This is a genomic window from Mucilaginibacter sp. (assembly GCF_041660805.1).
Lineage (GTDB): Bacteria > Bacteroidota > Bacteroidia > Sphingobacteriales > Sphingobacteriaceae > Mucilaginibacter.
Genome location: NZ_JBAZVP010000009.1, coordinates 147,399 through 163,427, shown reverse-complemented (window position 1 = coordinate 163,427; position 16,029 = coordinate 147,399). Strand labels below are relative to the sequence as shown.

The window sequence follows — 16,029 nt, the reverse complement described above, 5'->3', positions numbered from 1 at the left end:
GGAGAGTAGCTTATTGTTGCGCGAAAAACATAATGAATATGCTTTTTTTATAAAATTTAAAATGCGGAGATTTACCAATCGCGATAGTGTATGATCAAATAAGTACACGCCTGATTATATTATAATGAATATTGAAGAAGAATTAAATAAGATATTACCTGCCGGGCGTATCAAAACACGATATATTGATCTGGTATCGTTCGCCTCTGATGCGGGGTTTTATTACCTGGTACCCAAAGCAGTAGTTCAGCCGGCTACCGAGGCAGAGATTGTTTCTTTATTCAAATTCTCTCATCAGTATAGTATCCCGTTAGTATTCCGTACCGGCGGCACCAGTCTTTCCGGGCAATCTATTACCGATGGTATATTGGTAGACCTGAGCCAGTTTTGGGATAAGATCATCATCGACGAATCCGGAGATATGGTGCGTGTACAGCCGGGTATCACGGGCCAAATGGTTAACACTTTTTTAAAGAAATATAAAAGAAAGATAGGCCCGGATCCATCAAGCATCAGCGCTGCAATGATGGGTGGCATTTTGTCAAATAATGCCAGCGGTATGTGCTGCGGGGTTAAATTAAACTCCTATCATACTACCAAATATATAAGATTTATTCTGCCTGATGGGAAGCTCTTCAGCACCGAAAACAAAGAGGACTACGTACGCTTTCAAAATGAATGTTCCCAACTTTATGAGGTGCTGAAAGACCTTAAAGTCCGCATTGAAACAAACGAAACGTTGTACAATAAAGTCAGGAATAAGTATCAAACCAAAAATACAGTTGGTTATTCGCTGAACGCGTTTATTGATCATACACATCCGCTTGATATATTAGCTCACTTATTAATTGGCGCCGAAGGTACACTGGCGTTTATTGCTGAAGCGGTATTGCAAACCGTGCCGGATTACCCTTGCAAATCAACCGCGTTACTTTATTTTCCTGATATATATTCAGCTTGCCAGGCAATTATTCCGTTGACAGAAGCAGGGGCTTTAATGGTAGAACTAATGGACAGGGCATCGTTAAGGTCGGTTGAGGATATGGTAGGCATGCCGGCAATTGTAAAAGAATTACCTCTTTCAGCGGCAGCTTTATTGATAGAATTTCAGGAGAATACTTATGAAGAACTTGAATTTAAAGTAAACGGTTTCTTACAGTCAACAACAGAATTATCATTACTAAATGCCCCTGTTTTTACTAACGACCCAATAGAGCAGGACTTTTTTTGGAAGGTTAGAAAAGGACTTTTCCCGGCAGTGGGGGCGGTACGTGCAAGTGGTACAACCGTAATATTAGAAGACCTTACCTTCCCGGTAAGCAAATTGGGCGATGCTATTTTAGACCTGCAGGAACTGTTTGTAAAATATAATTACAGCAATGCTATCATATTTGGCCATGCAAAAGATGGTAATATCCACTTTGTGGTAACGCAGTCATTTGATACGCCCAAAGAGGTGGAGCGATATGACCTGTTTCTGCGCGAGGTTGTGGCCTTGGTGGTAGATAAGTATGACGGCAGCCTAAAAGCCGAGCATGGTACCGGCCGTAACATGGCGCCCTTTGTTGAAACGGAATGGGGCGGAGAAGCCTACCAGATCATGAAAATGATTAAACAGGCTATTGACCCCAACAGATTGCTAAATCCAGGAGTTATTATCAATGACGACGAGGAAGCACATCTGAAAGATTTGAAGGAGCTGCCATCTGTAGAAGCGGAGGTTGATAAATGTATTGAGTGTGGTTATTGCGAACATAAATGCCCGAGTCGTAATTTAACTACCACGCCAAGGCGGCGCATAGTTATCCGGAGGGTTTTAAAGAAGCTTCAAAAGGCGGGAGACGAAACGAAATATAAACTGCTGCTGGATCAGTATCAGTACGACGGCTTAGAGACTTGCGCGGTTGACGGCCTTTGCGCTACAGCCTGCCCGGTAGATATTAATACCGGCGACCTGGTAAAACGCTTACGAAGAGAAAATCATTCTGCTTTTCAAAACAGGGTGGCCTTGTTTGCTGCAAAAAACTTTAAATCTCTTGAGTGGGGCATTCGTACCGGCTTAAAAATTGGTTTTGCCGCAAACAAAGTTTTAGGTGATAAGGCAATGTTTAATCTCACTAAAACCTTTAAAAAGATAATTCCTACAATGCCTGTATGGTCCGATCAGATGAGTTACCCGCCTGATCTGTCTTTTCAGAAGGCTAATAGTGTCTCTGAAAATAGTGCCGCTACTACAAGCATTGTTTATTTTCCCGCCTGTATTTCAAGAATGTTAGGCACATACAAAGGAAAGGAAAAGAGCATTATGGAAACCTTTATGAGTGTGTGTGCAAAATCGGGGGTTTCGGTACATGTGCTTGAAAACCTGAGTGGCAGTTGCTGTAGTCAGATCTATTCATCCAAAGGATTTAAGGACGCGTATGAATATACAGCCAATGATATCATCCAACGGCTATGGGTGTCAAGTAAAGAGGGGCAATTACCGGTAGTAACAGATGTAAGCTCATGTGCATATACTTTACATAACATGCGTGGAGCGCTTACAGCAGATAACCAGTTAAAGTTTGATAAACTGAAAATATTGGATAGTGTTGAGTTTTTCCATGACCATGTAAAGTCCAATGTAGTTGTAAAACAGAAAAAAGGCAACATTACAGTGCATACGGTTTGTTCATTAGAAAAGATGAAGACCGTTAACAAGTTTGTAGCCCTTGCTAAACATTTTGCCGAAGAAGTGACGGTGCCAAAGCATACAGGTTGCTGCGGCATGGCCGGCGATCGTGGGTTTTTGTTTCCTGAACTAACCGACTCGGCAACTATGCCGGAGGCTCTGGAGGTAAAGCAGCGTAGTTATGATGGGTATTATTCATCTACCAAAACCTGCGAGATGGCTATGTCAAAAGCAGTGTCGCAAAATTATGAATCGATACTTTACTTAATGGACGAAGCTTTATAGGCGACTGGTCAACTTAAATAATCTTCCACGTGTTGGTATCACCGGCAAGCATCTGACAGAATTTACTGCGTGGCGGGATATCAAGATATGGGTATTTGATCTTGCTGAGATACAATCCCTGCGGATAGGCGGGTTTAATAACTTGAAGCAACTGCGGATCAATAAGGTGAGCTTCAAATTCGTCAACGCTTAATTTCCCGGCGCCTATATCCAGTATCTTACCAACAATAATTCGTACCATCTTTCCTAAGAAACGGTTTGCCGAGATATGGAACCTTAACCTATCCCCTGTAGCATCCGCGAAGATACCGGCAGTGCTAACGTTACAAATAGTATGCTGGTTCCTATCAGGCATCTTGCAAAAAGCATGGTAATCATTATATTTTAATAATAAGCCTGCGGCACGTTTCATGCTGTCTAAATCCCAATCCCTAACAATATACATCGAACTGAAATTACTTAAAAAGGGATCTTTATAAGTATGGATAAAGTAATCATAGCTCCGTTCTATGGCATCAAAACGGGCATGAGGTAATCCTTCCATTGGTATAATATCAAAAACAGCGATATCATCAGGCAACAAATTATTAAGCCGGAAGATGAGGTCGAAATCCCACGGATCATCTGCATCCATATGGAAAAAAAACTGACTGGCATGTACCTGTGCATCTGTTCGGCCGCAGCCAACAATGTATACAGGCTTTTTAAATACCTGGCTCAGGGAATTCTCTAAAACTTGCTGTACATTAATTGCATCCGGGTGTTTTTGCCATCCGCTGTAATTAGTACCGAGATAACCTATATGGAAAAAGTAACGCAAGTTTGGTAAGTGTATTAGAATGTAAGCGTAAAACTACTACAATTCAACAAGAAAAAGTCGACCTGGCACGCCATTGAGGTTAAAGGCAATTAAGTTTAATAGTGAGCATTACGTCGGCCAGTAATTATAAAGCTTATACAAAAAGAAACCCCTGTAGTAAAACTAAAGGGGTTTCTTTTTGCTTTTTTTGAATCTCTATTTGCCGGATAGTACTTTTATCCTATCGGCCGCATTCTTATTTTTCGGATTCAGTGCCAAAGATTTTTTATAGTTTAAAAGAGCATTTTTGTTGTCGCCCATCATTTCAAGAACTTCGCCATAGCTATCATAAGTGTTTGCACTTTGAGGATAAAGCGCCACATTGAGTTTGAAAATTGATAGCGCTTCAACGGCTTTTTTCTGGTTTAATAGCCGATATCCCCAGCCGTTAAGGTCATCCTCATCTAAGGTAAACAACGGATCCTTCTTTTTTAAGTTAGCTACCGCAGATGCTGAATTATTGAAACCCTGCTTTAACAACTCTACTCTTAATTTTTGGATGGCAGGGGGCAAACCAAAGCCATTTGCTTCGTGCATTTCGGGTATATAAAAACCGGCTATCTCATCAATAAATTGTTCGGGATTGGAGCCCATTAAATTAGTGAGTACAACTATTGACAGGTCATCCTTTAAATATACAAACAAGGCAGACCTGCCGCCGCCAACAGGGCCTACCGCCGGATGTTGTGCCCTTGTAACAGTAGGCCACCCAAGCGCATAGCCATTAGTAAGGGAATTGAATCCGCCTATTTTTCCGTTTTTTAATATAGCCGGGTTCCATAACGCCTCTATGCTGCTTTGTTGCTTTAACAGCTTGCCGCCTTTTAATGCAATTATCCAGTTACCCATTTCGCCAGCAGTAGATAAAATTCCGGCTGCCGTTCTGAAGAAAACAGGGAACTGCATATAAGCAACACCGGGGCTGCTATTTCTTATGAATTGACCGGCAATATATTTGGTCATAGTGTAAGCACCTGCCGAATTAGGGATCACATCGTAAGAATCACCAAATCGGGTTAGTTTCATTCCTGCTACTTTAAATTGCTTGTCTTCAATAAACTTGGTAAAGTGCATGCCGCTCAGTTTTGTAATGATGTCCCCAAGTAAAACATAACCAGTTTGGTTATAGCGGAATTTCTCGCCTGCATTAAATTCAAGGGGTAACTCTTTTACTTTTTTCAGGGCCGCATTTTCGTCGCCATCTCCCATTACTTGTTCATTAGCATCAAGAATATCAGGTAAGCCGGAAGTGTGCGTTAATACCTGCTGCAGGGTGATCTTTTGCCAGGCTAACGGTAAGCTATCTACATAAAGAGAAACAGGGTCTGTTATCTTCAGTTTTCCTTCTTCTGCCAATTGCATAATGGCTACACCTACAAAAGCTTTGGTAATTGAATTTACAGAGAATATACTTTCATCCGTGGCCGCTATATTATTTTCGAGATTAGCTGTTCCGTAACTTTTGAACTTTATAATTTTTCCCTGGCGGATCACTGCCACCTGTAATGCAGGAATGTGCCGTTGCTGCATCTTGTTTTTTAAAAATACATCTATACTATCTGGCGTAGCAGAGCTTTGGGCTTTAGATAATGCGGGAATCAGGAGCCCAAAGAATAAGAGAGCTGCTGTTGTGTGTTTAAGGTTCATTGGGTGGTATATATTTAGTAAGATATGCCGGGATGCATTTATGTTACATAATGGACATGAAACATTTACAACCTTCTGTATATCGGCTAACAAAAACAGGGCTGCTCAAACCGGGCGGCTTCAAAAATGGCAGTGGAATTAAGGCACTTTTTTTAAAGTCAGATAGTTAGGATTTATTATCTGACTTTGAATTTGCTTTAAGCATTACACGGCCTTTTTTAGTTAATAAACAGGCCGGTGATCTTTCATTTTCTTCGCCCTTTGCAATTTCAATGAGGTTATATGCTTTCAGGTCTTGTAAATCATCTTTGCTTATATTGATCGCCATCCCTTTGTCTGCAATTACTTTAAGGGCTGCAACCACATCTTCGTGTTTCATGATATTGTATTAAGTTGTACTTTATGAAGATTGCATCTATTACAATCGCATATTATTGGCGCAATATACAAGAAAAGCTACCCAATTGGATAGTTTGTATGCACGTTATAAGCACTGTAGATTTAGCTGAGGTAGCTTCTGCCCTGGTTTTAGAGCGTGTGGTAGGGAAAAAATTATCTCCAATGGTAATCTTTTTTCCGTTAAATGAAAATCGCTCCTGCAATAGTAACGTTAGAAGCGGTCTCTTTAAGGCTATAAAATGAGAAAAGCGCTTCCTGAAAAGGAAGCGCTTTTATTTGAAATGTATTAGTAGCCCGGATTTTGTTTTAATTGCGGATTAACGTTTAAAATATCCCTGCCAATAGGGAAAATTTCTGTGTGGTTATCGGCATCAGGCATTTTATCCCACCATGTACCGGTAGTAAATGCGCCCCAGCGTATGAGGTCCGTACGACGCCGGTTCTCTCCTATAAATTCCCGGCCCCATTCATCCAGCATTTCCTGGTCGTTCAGCTGGCTGCCGTCTCCAGAATACAGGCTTGACGAACCGGTAGGGTAGTTCCGCCTTCTAACCGCGTTAAGCAGGGCTGCAGCGCCGGGTTTGTCGCCGGTGCGGTATTTGCATTCAGCCAGTGTATAATAGATCTCAGACAGCCTGATCTCGGCATAGGCGGAGGTGATGCGGTTCGGATCCGGCGTTGGGTACATTGGGTACTTAACCAGAAAAACGCCCGAATTATGATCTGCATGGTTCATATTCGATTCTTTGTCGGCGATCTTTTTGCCCGGTTTAGTACCGAGGAACATGCCCACCTGGTCGCGAATAAACAGCGGATACGGACCTTTATTACCTTTAACAGTGTCTGTGCGGGTTACGCCGCTAACAGTACGGGTATAGGGCAGATAACCGTATAAAAACATTCCCTCGCGGGTGCTGTTGCCCAGGTTTTTGTACTTTTTTAAGCGTAGGTCATCCGGATAATGCTGGAACTTAACAAAGGGTTTACCCAGCTTGAAAGTGTATTCCACGCTGTCAACGTCCCTTCCGGGTTGTAAAGCGAACCTGGGATTGGACTGACCCAAATCAGTAAAGCCGCAGTACAGCGGGGCTGCGTCATAGGTCATGCCCCAAAAGAACATTCCGCCATCATATTGCCAGTGGGTACGGGCCAATGTTCCCGGGAAACCATAAATTACTTCTGAATTGAGAGAGGTATTAGTGTAATCGAAAGGGGCGTCCCACCGGGTGTCTAAAGCATAATTGCCGTATTTGCCACTGATAATGTCCTGGCAAACCACTGCACATTCGGCGAATTTGTCGGTGCCGGTGTATACTTTGGCATTCAGGTAAAGCCTGGCCAGCAGGGTCGCCGCGCCGGCCTTTGTCCATCTCCCGCTACCGGTCGCTCCCAGTGATTCGCGAACAGGCAAGTCAGGGATAGCGGCCTTCAGTTCCGATTCGATGAAGTCAAATGTTTCCTGCGGGGTCGATTGTTTGTTCCCCTGCGTGGAGTTTTTTACATCTGTGATGATCTCTATGTTGCGGTAAAAGTCAAAAGCCCGCAGGTAGAACCAGGCCCTTAGCGTGTGTAATTCCGCCTTGAAATCTGCCAGCTCCTCCGGTTTGAGACTGAGCTTAGCCGGATCTGTTATGCTTTCCATATCCTGAATGGAGTTGGTGGAAAGCACAATGCCCTGGTAAAAATTTGTCCACGCGCCGCTGGTGAAATTGTCATTGGGTGTCCAGGTGTGGTAATGCATTCTTTGATAATAACCACCGTCCTGCCAGTCGCCCTGGCGGTTGTAGGTGCCTATTTCATCTGTGCAGTCTTCACTCGCCGCGTAAAGATCATTGCCCTGTATGCTCCAATAACCATGCTCGAACGGACGCAGAAAATCCCGGATCACGTCATCCCTCCTGGTGAGGAAACCGGCAGCGTCTACCTTGTCATAAACGTGCTCGTCCAGTTTGGTACAACCGCTGCTGATCAAAAGGGACGATAGTAAGATACTACTGAAATATTTGATATGATGTTTCATGATTTTTTTATTTAAAATGTAGCCTGAACGCCTATTAACAACTGTAGTGTGGATGGGTAATAGTTCAACGAAGTATTAACCCCCGGTACCAGCCCGTTTACCTGAACAAGATCCGGATCACCACCTGTATACTTAGTAAAAGTGTGCAGGTTCCTGCCGGTTGCATAGAACCGCAGAGACTTTAAGTATTTGAGGTTAAGCGTATGCGTATAACCCATTGATACATTGTCGATCTTTACAAACGAACCAGACTCGAGGAAATAATCTGAGGCGATAGATGTGGTAGAATTGCTCGTTAGCTTTGAATATTTACTTTTTGGGTCATAAGCAGATCGCAGGACGTTTGCATCAGCCTGGCTGGATGGCGTGCCGATGTAAAATGCTGTGGTGTTAAAGATCTTGTAACCAAATGAACCGCGTAAAAAGATATTCAGGTCAAAGTTTTTATAGCGGAAACTGTTACCCAGTGAACCGATAAACTTGGGCAGCCCGTTTCCTACGTATTGCTTATCATCGTTAGATGCCTGGTTGGCCGGTACCACCTGCCCGTCTTTCTTGTACACGAGCAATGCGCCGTTTGCATCCACTCCTGCTGACCGGAGGGTATAGAACTCGCCTATACTATGTCCTTCTTCTATCCGCTGAATGTTGCCTGGTGAGCCCGGACTGGGAAGACCGGCCACATCCTGAAATATAGCGCCTTTGTATATATCATTAGAAAAAGAGATAAACTTGTTCTTATTGAAGGCGCCGGTAAGCGTTAGGTTGTAATTAAAGTTCGTTCCTTTGATGACACTACCGTTCAATGTAACCTCAATACCGGAGTTTTTCATTGTCCCAACGTTGGTGAATGTTTGGGATTGGGGGTTAGGAGGCAAAGGAACATTGTAATAGCCCAAAAGATCCTTATTCGTCCTTACGTAGTAATCTACTGAACCAGTTAAACGGTTATCAAGCAAAGAAAAATCTAACCCGGCGTTGAAATTGACAGCCCTTTCCCAGCTCAAATCAGGGTTAACATTGGATGATGGACCGTAAACCTGATACTGTACGCCGTTGAAAGGAAAGTAGCCCGCTCCTCCGTAAAGCAGAAGCGACAGGTAGTTGCCGAAATCCTGGTTACCGGTAATGCCGTAGTCTGCCCTTAGCTTTAGTTCATTGATCCACGATACCTTGTCTTTGAAAAAATCCTCTTCCGTAATGCGCCAGGCGCCGGATACGGCGGGGAAATCGCCCCACTTATTATTCATGCCGAATTTGGAAGAGCCCTCATGCCTAAGACTGGCTGTAAGAATATACTTGCTATTGAAATCATAATTAAGCCTGCCAAAAAATGCGATCAGGGTGGATCCATTTTGTGTTGAACCCACAGCACTCTGACCCTGGCCGGCCGCTCCGCCGTTATACAAGCCAGAACCCAGGTTGTTCCACAGATAGGCATCAAACGGGAAATCATAGTTCTGCGCATAAAACTGTTTATAGTTATACAATGAATATGAATAACCGCCCAGTAATTTGAAGTGGTGCTGTTTCAAATTAAGAGAGTAGTTGCCGGTCCATTCCACATTTTTTTGATCGTTCTCCTGCTGTTCCTGTGACGCGAAATTAGTTTGCGTTATCTTATTAGAATGTACTATGGTTGAAAGCGTTGAGGGCCTGAAGTTCATGTTCCTTACCGAACGGCTGATTTCTGACAATGTAACGGTGGTACTAAGATTTTTAAGAATATTTACCTTAAGTGAGCCGTTGATGTCCAGTTCCTTGATCTCTCCGTCAGATTTGATCAAATTGGCGTTCTCGACCGGGTTATTGGAGAAAAAGCCGGTGTTGAGGTAATTGTATTTACCATCCGTGTCATAAATGGGGTAGGTTGGATTGAGTGTAAGGGCGTTGTTGAAGTTCCCCGCATCCGCGTTACTGGTATTCATAAAACGGGGGGCAACGGTTAGCGTGCCAACAAATATGTTATCATCCGTAGCATGGTTGATGCTGATCCGCGCACCATATTCTTTTTTATGTGCCCTCAAATCCACGCCATCTGCGTTTCGGTAATCGGCAGAAGCAAAATAATTCGTCTTAGCGCTGCCTCCTGAAAGCTGCAGGGTGTGCTTTTGACTGAAAGCCGGCGAATTGGTAACGGCGCCTAACCAGTCCGTTTTAGCACCATAATCCTGTCCCTGGCTGTTCTGTACCCTGTTCTTGATAAAATCTTCGGGAGATAGGTTTTGTAAACGGTTGGTAAGGTAATCAAAGCTGGCATAGCCGTCATAAAACATCTTTGACTGTGTGGATCCCTTTTTGGTGGTAATGATGATCACACCGTTGCTTCCGCGGGTACCGTAGATGGCCGATGCCGCACCGCCTTTAAGTACGTCGATGCTTTCAATATCGTTTTGGTTAATGTTGTCAATATTTCCGCCCGGCACGTTATTGATCACGTAAAGCGGGCCCAAACCGGCATTCCTTGATGAGGCGCCCCTGAGCTGTATGTTTGGCGAGGAATTCGGGTCGCCTGTGGCCGTATTGGTGATGTTTAAGCCAGCCACTTTCCCCTGAAGGGACATCAACGGGTTGTTGCTGGCCACAGAAAGCAGGTCTTTAGAAGAAACGTGGGTAATAGCGCTCGAAACCTCCTTTTTATCGAGTGTGCCATAACCTACGCTCACTACAACAACCTCCTGGAGCGCTTTGCTGCTGGCTTCCATCCGGATGTTCAGTGTGGCAGATGTGGTAATGGGAACCTCCTGGCGGTTGTAACCAATATAACTGAGAGTTAGGCTTTTGGCTGTTTGTGGGATGTTAAGCCGGAAATCGCCGTTGGCGTCACTGGTTGTTCCTGTCCCCAGGCCGGTTACGGCGATGCTCACACCGGCAAGCGGTGTTCCGTTCGCTGCATCTGTTACCTTGCCAGACAAGACTCTGGTCTGCGCCAGGGCAGGGAGCGTCAGCAAACAGAAAAAACTAAGCACAAAGGTTTTTAGTAAAGCTGTTATTTGCATAAAAGTTAGATTAATGTTTGTTGTAAGATGTAGTTGATAAACCGGCCACAATTTGTAGCGCATAACGGAGTAACAGCCTATGGCGGCGCCGGAATAATAAAATGGTTCATACAATAATTATTTAGGTAGCGTGCCTGTTTACCGGCCTGTATTGGTAATACAAAGAAATAGGAGGCCGCATGAATTGCAGCAGCCAGAAGAGCCCGTTGATGAAAAATCTAACAGGTTATTTTTATATTTTATTGATAATAAGAGCTTTAATGGTTATGTAACATCAAAAAATCTAACTTTCATTAGCGCCTGTCAATCTTATTCCCATGATTCTGCTCTCAAATTCATCGCTTTGCACAATTGCTTTTGAACGGGTACGGAATCTGTAAGTATATACCGTACTTACAGTATATTCCAAAATGCCGGCAATTTTTTCATTACTTGTTACCCCCAGCCGCATCAGCGCAAAGATCCGCAGATTAGCTGTCAGCCCTTCGTTCGGTTTCGGCCAGATCTGATCTTCCTTTCTCAGCAATGAATTGAACGCGTTGACAAAGTCAGGGAACATTCGTAAAAAAACCTGATCGAAGGTCTCAAATAGTTTCTTCCGTTCGGATTTAATATGAATGATACCCACGGCTTTCAACACATCATCATAACGGCCCGTTAATACCTTTCTTTCTACTGTCCTTTTCAGCTTCTCCAGCCTTAAGATATAGCCTGACAACTCATCAAAAAAGTAACCGATGTATTCCTCCTTTATTCGCCCGTCCTCCGCCAACTTACCATTTGTCCTCTCCAGTTCGGTATTTTTTTCCCTGATCAGCAGGTCCTGAACCCTTAACTTTTTGAATTGTACGAATATGATAAAGAAAATAAGCGCGCCAATCACCATCAACACCAGGATAGCGGCCAGGTAAAGCACGAACCGCTGTTTTTCACGCTCAGCCTGCAGGATCTTTTCGGCTGCTACAATAGGCAGGATCTCTGCCACCTGGTACTTATGTAGTTTGGCGCCGAAAAGGTTAGCCTGATTCATGGCCTGCTGGATAAACAGGTAGGCGTCCGGCACACTCCGCTGGTTGTATAACTCCTTCCCCAGTGCCAGTATAGCTTGCGTTTCATTTGTAGAGGTTCGGATATCATTGATGGCGGCAATAGCCAGCAGGCGTACCTTTTCTTTACCAGAACAATAACGGCTGAGCCCGGTAGAGACCATTGCTTCTTCATGGGGACTAAGTTTTCGTTTTAAAAGTATCAGGTAATACTGGCGCCGGCGTATTTTTACACCCGGTGTATCCGGGAGCTGGGCCTGCAGGATCAGCCGTCCGAAAGAATTTGGTGCGGTCAGTGCGATAGCGGAATCCAGGTAAAGAAATTTTTTCCTCCGGTCGTCCGGTGCATAAAATTTATCCTTGTTGTACTTCGCCAGGTCAGAGTAGGCCCATGCGTTCAATTCATAGTAGGCTCTTTTCAGCCGTTTGTCCAAATATGCTGGCTCAATTTCACGAAGACAGTCAAAAGTTTCCTTGAACATTCCTGAGGCAATGAGTGTAATACCCAGGCGGATCTTATTCTCATTGAGTTTTATAGGGTCACGGAGTTTTTTACTCAGAGCGATCAGCTTCCTCGTATATACAAACGTAGAATCGAACTGATAATCCTGATATTCCTCTGCCAACGCTTTACATGTACTGTATTGCCGGCTTAGGTCATCGGCAGCAACACGTTGGAATGCATCTTTAAGCCTCCGTATCCGTGTCTCTTTTTGCTGGTCATAATACTTTTTTTTGCCCAACTCTGTTTTCAATACGGATAATAGACTGTCTGTTTTGTCGGTTTCTGGAGATGCTTTAAGGGTACAGCAGAAAGCCAGCAGAAGATATGCGGTTAATACAAAGTTTTTCATTGGTGAGAAAGGTATCATAATAGATTCGAGGAATAACAAATCTAGTTCTTCTCCCGCCTCAACGTCAAGAAAATTTTCAGAAAGCCGGTATTGCTGACACTACATGCTTTTATGGCTCGGGCGCCGAAATGACATCGAAGGTCAGGTAATAAAGCTGGTCAAAGTGTTCCGAAATGATTTGATTCATTTAACGCCAAATATTTTAATAAAGAGTGGAAGAGGAGAAAATGAAAAAGCCTTGAAAACGTCGATTTTCGGAAGAGAAGTTCGACTTTCAGGGTTTCTTACGTGTTTTGTAGATGGAACCGGCGAAATGTCGAACTTTTTGGGACTTGCTCCAATTATTGAAATAAAAATCGCGGAATATTCTGATCCGCTAAAAATCAGGTTTTTAGTTTGGAGAGCTTAATTTTACCGATGAGATAATAAATTACCAGGGCGAGGATAGTCCAGTAGAAAGCAAACCCAATAACCAAAAATGGAGGTGGCGGATCTGGCAAATTGATAAGGGGAAGCATGGGGCCTACCAAAACAATTTTGATAGGATATAGAATTGTGGATACGATGCTCTTCCATCCTGTTAGCGATTCCGTTCCCAGAAAAGACTCTCCGCTTTCAGGAATGAGCCTGACGACTGATCGAAAAATTACATTGAAAATAAAAAGAAAGGCAAACCCAGAAATGAGGAAGAGGGAAACAAATTTTTTTCTTGAAATTTTCATAGCGTTTAATTTTTCATCATTATTGAAAGTACTTTGTAATACAAAGTTAAATTAAATACTTGAAATACAAAGTATTTTAAAAAATATTGTGGGCCGACTCCCGAACGCAATTCTAGGAAGCCGGCAACCGCCCAAAAATCGAGCACAAAAAAGCCACATAATGTGACTTAATCGTTGAGGAAGGCGCGCTCAATACCGTACTTCGGAGCAGCCGCCGCCATGCGGGCGATTTCCGCCGCATCAACTGCGGGTGCTGGTCCGTCATTGATTGCCGGCTGACCGGACTCGCGGAAGAAATCCTCGATCCCACCAGGCGTGAAGGCCAAGAGGATCCGGCTCGGGGTTGCTGCGGTGTTGCGGAAGTAGTGCGGCGTACCGCGTGGCCCGAAGGCAAACCCGCCCGGCCCGATGGCATGCACCTCATCGCCGATATGGATTTCGAAAGTTCCGTCGAGGACATACCAGAACTCGTCCTCGTTGGTGTGGATGTGTGGAGGAGGCCCGCCGCCGGGGGTAGTCAGGCACTCCACTACGGTGTAGCTTTTACCGGTGCTCGCAGCGGTCGCCTTGAGCGTCAATGTATCGGCGACGAACCAGATGCGCTCGCCTTCGCCTTCGGCTGTGGCAAAGCCCTTGATGCTGTTTGTGTTGTTACTCATAATCGGATTCATTTAATACTTGATGATGATATTTTATCCCGGACTAATTTATTTTTGTGCTGTTGATTTTATTTCCCCATATTTCCCTGCATGAAAATCCCGGTAGGCAATTGCTATTTCGGCTTGAGAATTCATTACAAACGGACCTTCGGCTACAATAGGTTCTTTATATTCCTCACCGCCAAATAACAGGACATCGACAGTTGTTAAAGAGGTGTTGTTTATTTCAATTTCTCCGGCCAATTTGTCAAACTCAATAAACTCACCTGCTTGAAACTCGGTGCCGTTTAGCGCCACATTTTGCATGGGTAAAAAAGCTGCAACTTCTGTCTCATTTTCTATGGCTACAGAAAATTGTGTGCCTGCTTTCAATTGAATGTGATATAAAAATTGTTCGGAATAATTTGGAATACTCGAACTCAATTCTTCATAGTTGCCAACAATTACTTTTAACCAGCCACTTTCATTTGGCAATGTTTTTTTGGGTATTTCATTGGCTTGAACAGCTATATGAGCCGGATTTTCGGCTTTGTTTATTGCCGGTAGATTTATCCAGAATTGAAAACCCTGGATAAATTTGCTCTCTGTCCGGGAGTCGTAATTTAAATTTTCATCGTGGATTATTCCATTACCTGCTTTCATCCATTGTGCGCCTCCTGAATGAATTATCGCCTCATTTCCTGCACTGTCAAAATGCTCTACTTCGCCCTGAAGAATATAGGTTAATGTTGCAATGCCTCGGTGTGGATGGGCTCCCATACCATTTTTGGTTATGGTTTCTTTAACGACCGGGGGAACATAATCGAGAAATACAAAAGGACCAACTTTGTTAGCGTATCGATTAGGTAACATTCGTTGGATTGATAGCGGGCCTACTGCAGCACTATTACCTTTTGTTGTGAAACTCGTTTTCTTTTTCATTTGCTTAATTGTTTTTACTAAGCCATTCCTGGAGCGGCACAAATTTGTGGGTGGCAGTTTCTTTTGCCAATTCAATTCGTGGCGTTGAATCTGGTCCCATGTAAGTGTATTTTTCAAAATACCCAAACATCTCTGCTAACTCCTTTGCCCCTTCAAAAAAAGTTGAAAATATTTCAGCCGGCACTTGTGAAAAGGTGTACTCTTTGCCATTGGCTTTATAGGCTTCTATGATATCATTAAAACTGTACAACCCTGTTGCCAGGGCAAGGTAATTACCGTTTCCAACTTTTTCGGGCTCCAAAAATGCACCGGTTACTACTTTTCCCAGGTCATTAATGTCCGACATGTGAATCGCTTTTTTTGTTGGGTCAATCGGTAGTGTCCAACCGGTTGTGCCATCTTGTTTTGGTTGTGGCCCCAGCATTCCAACAAGATTTTGAAAATAAAACGGCGGCTGAACAAATGTTGCATATTTGAACCCTGCACTTTGCACCTGGTCATCCACCTTAGCTTTGCCACTAAAATGAGGCACTTCAAATCCTGCTTCACTAATGAGCTCAACATCCGGAAGTGTTGACCAAATAAAATGTTGCACTCCCGTTGCTTTTGCTGCTTCAATGGCATTTTTACCTTGGGTGATTTCGTCTGCACCTTCCCAAAAATTGGTTACCACAAATACGCCATAAGCATTTGTAAAAGCATCTTTTAAGGATTGCAAATCTTTTAGATCTGCATAAACTGCTTCATTTGCCTTGCCAGTATATTTTTCCGGATTACGGGTTATTGCTTTCACATTAAAAGAGCCTTCACTTACAAGGGCATTTACAATACCCTTACCTTGTGAGCCTGTTGCTCCAATTACTACTATTGTTTGCTTTTTCATCTGTTTGTTTTATGATGTAAAATTGCAGCAACAGCACGCCCGGGAACGATGAGAAATGATAAAA

At 43.5% G+C, this 16,029-nt stretch carries 11 protein-coding genes; 1 reads left to right on the top strand and 10 read right to left on the bottom strand.

The window, feature by feature from the left end; translation table 11 throughout:
- The first annotated feature begins 124 nt into the window (after positions 1-124).
- Positions 125-2,956: an FAD-binding and (Fe-S)-binding domain-containing protein gene (locus WC743_RS13950; RefSeq protein WP_373012669.1), complete on the top strand. Its 2,832-nt coding sequence runs from the start codon at positions 125-127 to the stop codon at positions 2,954-2,956.
- Positions 2,957-2,969: 13 nt separating this feature from the next.
- On the opposite strand, the gene WC743_RS13945 is transcribed toward WC743_RS13950, so the two are convergent.
- From WC743_RS13945 to WC743_RS13900, 10 genes are all read right to left on the bottom strand, one after another.
- Entirely contained in the window at positions 2,970-3,776 is an 807-nt protein-coding gene (locus WC743_RS13945; protein WP_373012667.1) for a tRNA pseudouridine(38-40) synthase TruA, read from the bottom strand.
- Positions 3,777-3,971: 195 nt separating this feature from the next.
- Positions 3,972-5,462, bottom strand: a complete 1,491-nt coding sequence (locus WC743_RS13940) for a serine hydrolase (RefSeq protein WP_373012665.1) — start codon at positions 5,460-5,462, stop codon at positions 3,972-3,974.
- Between the two features lie 166 nt (positions 5,463-5,628).
- On the bottom strand, positions 5,629-5,841 hold the full coding sequence (locus WC743_RS13935) for a hypothetical protein (protein ID WP_373012663.1): 213 nt from the start codon (positions 5,839-5,841) through the stop codon (positions 5,629-5,631).
- Between the two features lie 306 nt (positions 5,842-6,147).
- The gene (locus tag WC743_RS13930) at positions 6,148-7,881 is read right to left on the bottom strand and encodes a RagB/SusD family nutrient uptake outer membrane protein (RefSeq protein ID WP_373012661.1); all 1,734 of its coding nucleotides are present in this window, start codon (positions 7,879-7,881) and stop codon (positions 6,148-6,150) included.
- An 11-nt stretch (positions 7,882-7,892) separates the two neighbouring features.
- A complete protein-coding gene (locus tag WC743_RS13925) occupies positions 7,893-10,880 on the bottom strand; it encodes a SusC/RagA family TonB-linked outer membrane protein (RefSeq protein WP_373012659.1) in 2,988 nt (995 codons plus the stop codon).
- A 283-nt stretch (positions 10,881-11,163) separates the two neighbouring features.
- Positions 11,164-12,780, bottom strand: a complete 1,617-nt coding sequence (locus tag WC743_RS13920) for a DUF6377 domain-containing protein (RefSeq protein ID WP_373012657.1) — start codon at positions 12,778-12,780, stop codon at positions 11,164-11,166.
- Between the two features lie 383 nt (positions 12,781-13,163).
- Positions 13,164-13,502, bottom strand: coding sequence for a hypothetical protein (locus WC743_RS13915; RefSeq protein ID WP_373012656.1), 339 nt, complete (start codon positions 13,500-13,502; stop codon positions 13,164-13,166).
- Between the two features lie 167 nt (positions 13,503-13,669).
- Entirely contained in the window at positions 13,670-14,161 is a 492-nt protein-coding gene (locus WC743_RS13910) for a quercetin 2,3-dioxygenase (RefSeq protein ID WP_373012654.1), read from the bottom strand.
- A gap of 48 nt (positions 14,162-14,209) precedes the next feature.
- Positions 14,210-15,082, bottom strand: coding sequence for a pirin family protein (locus WC743_RS13905; RefSeq protein ID WP_373012652.1), 873 nt, complete (start codon positions 15,080-15,082; stop codon positions 14,210-14,212).
- Positions 15,083-15,086: 4 nt separating this feature from the next.
- Entirely contained in the window at positions 15,087-15,965 is an 879-nt protein-coding gene (locus WC743_RS13900) for an NmrA/HSCARG family protein (RefSeq protein ID WP_373012650.1), read from the bottom strand.
- Positions 15,966-16,029: the final 64 nt, after the last annotated feature.

Bases quoted from the DNA above. Each gene is read 5' to 3' on its own strand.
- WC743_RS13910 (WP_373012654.1), bottom strand. From the start codon at position 14,161: ATGAGTAACAACACAAACAGCATCAAGGGCTTTGCCACAGCCGAAGGC.
- WC743_RS13900 (WP_373012650.1), bottom strand. From the start codon at position 15,965: ATGAAAAAGCAAACAATAGTAGTAATTGGAGCAACAGGCTCACAAGGT.
- WC743_RS13930 (WP_373012661.1), bottom strand. From the start codon at position 7,881: ATGAAACATCATATCAAATATTTCAGTAGTATCTTACTATCGTCCCTT.
- WC743_RS13950 (WP_373012669.1), top strand. From the start codon at position 125: ATGAATATTGAAGAAGAATTAAATAAGATATTACCTGCCGGGCGTATC.
- WC743_RS13940 (WP_373012665.1), bottom strand. From the start codon at position 5,462: ATGAACCTTAAACACACAACAGCAGCTCTCTTATTCTTTGGGCTCCTG.
- WC743_RS13935 (WP_373012663.1), bottom strand. From the start codon at position 5,841: ATGAAACACGAAGATGTGGTTGCAGCCCTTAAAGTAATTGCAGACAAA.
- WC743_RS13925 (WP_373012659.1), bottom strand. From the start codon at position 10,880: ATGCAAATAACAGCTTTACTAAAAACCTTTGTGCTTAGTTTTTTCTGT.
- WC743_RS13905 (WP_373012652.1), bottom strand. From the start codon at position 15,082: ATGAAAAAGAAAACGAGTTTCACAACAAAAGGTAATAGTGCTGCAGTA.
- WC743_RS13920 (WP_373012657.1), bottom strand. From the start codon at position 12,780: ATGAAAAACTTTGTATTAACCGCATATCTTCTGCTGGCTTTCTGCTGT.
- WC743_RS13915 (WP_373012656.1), bottom strand. From the start codon at position 13,502: ATGAAAATTTCAAGAAAAAAATTTGTTTCCCTCTTCCTCATTTCTGGG.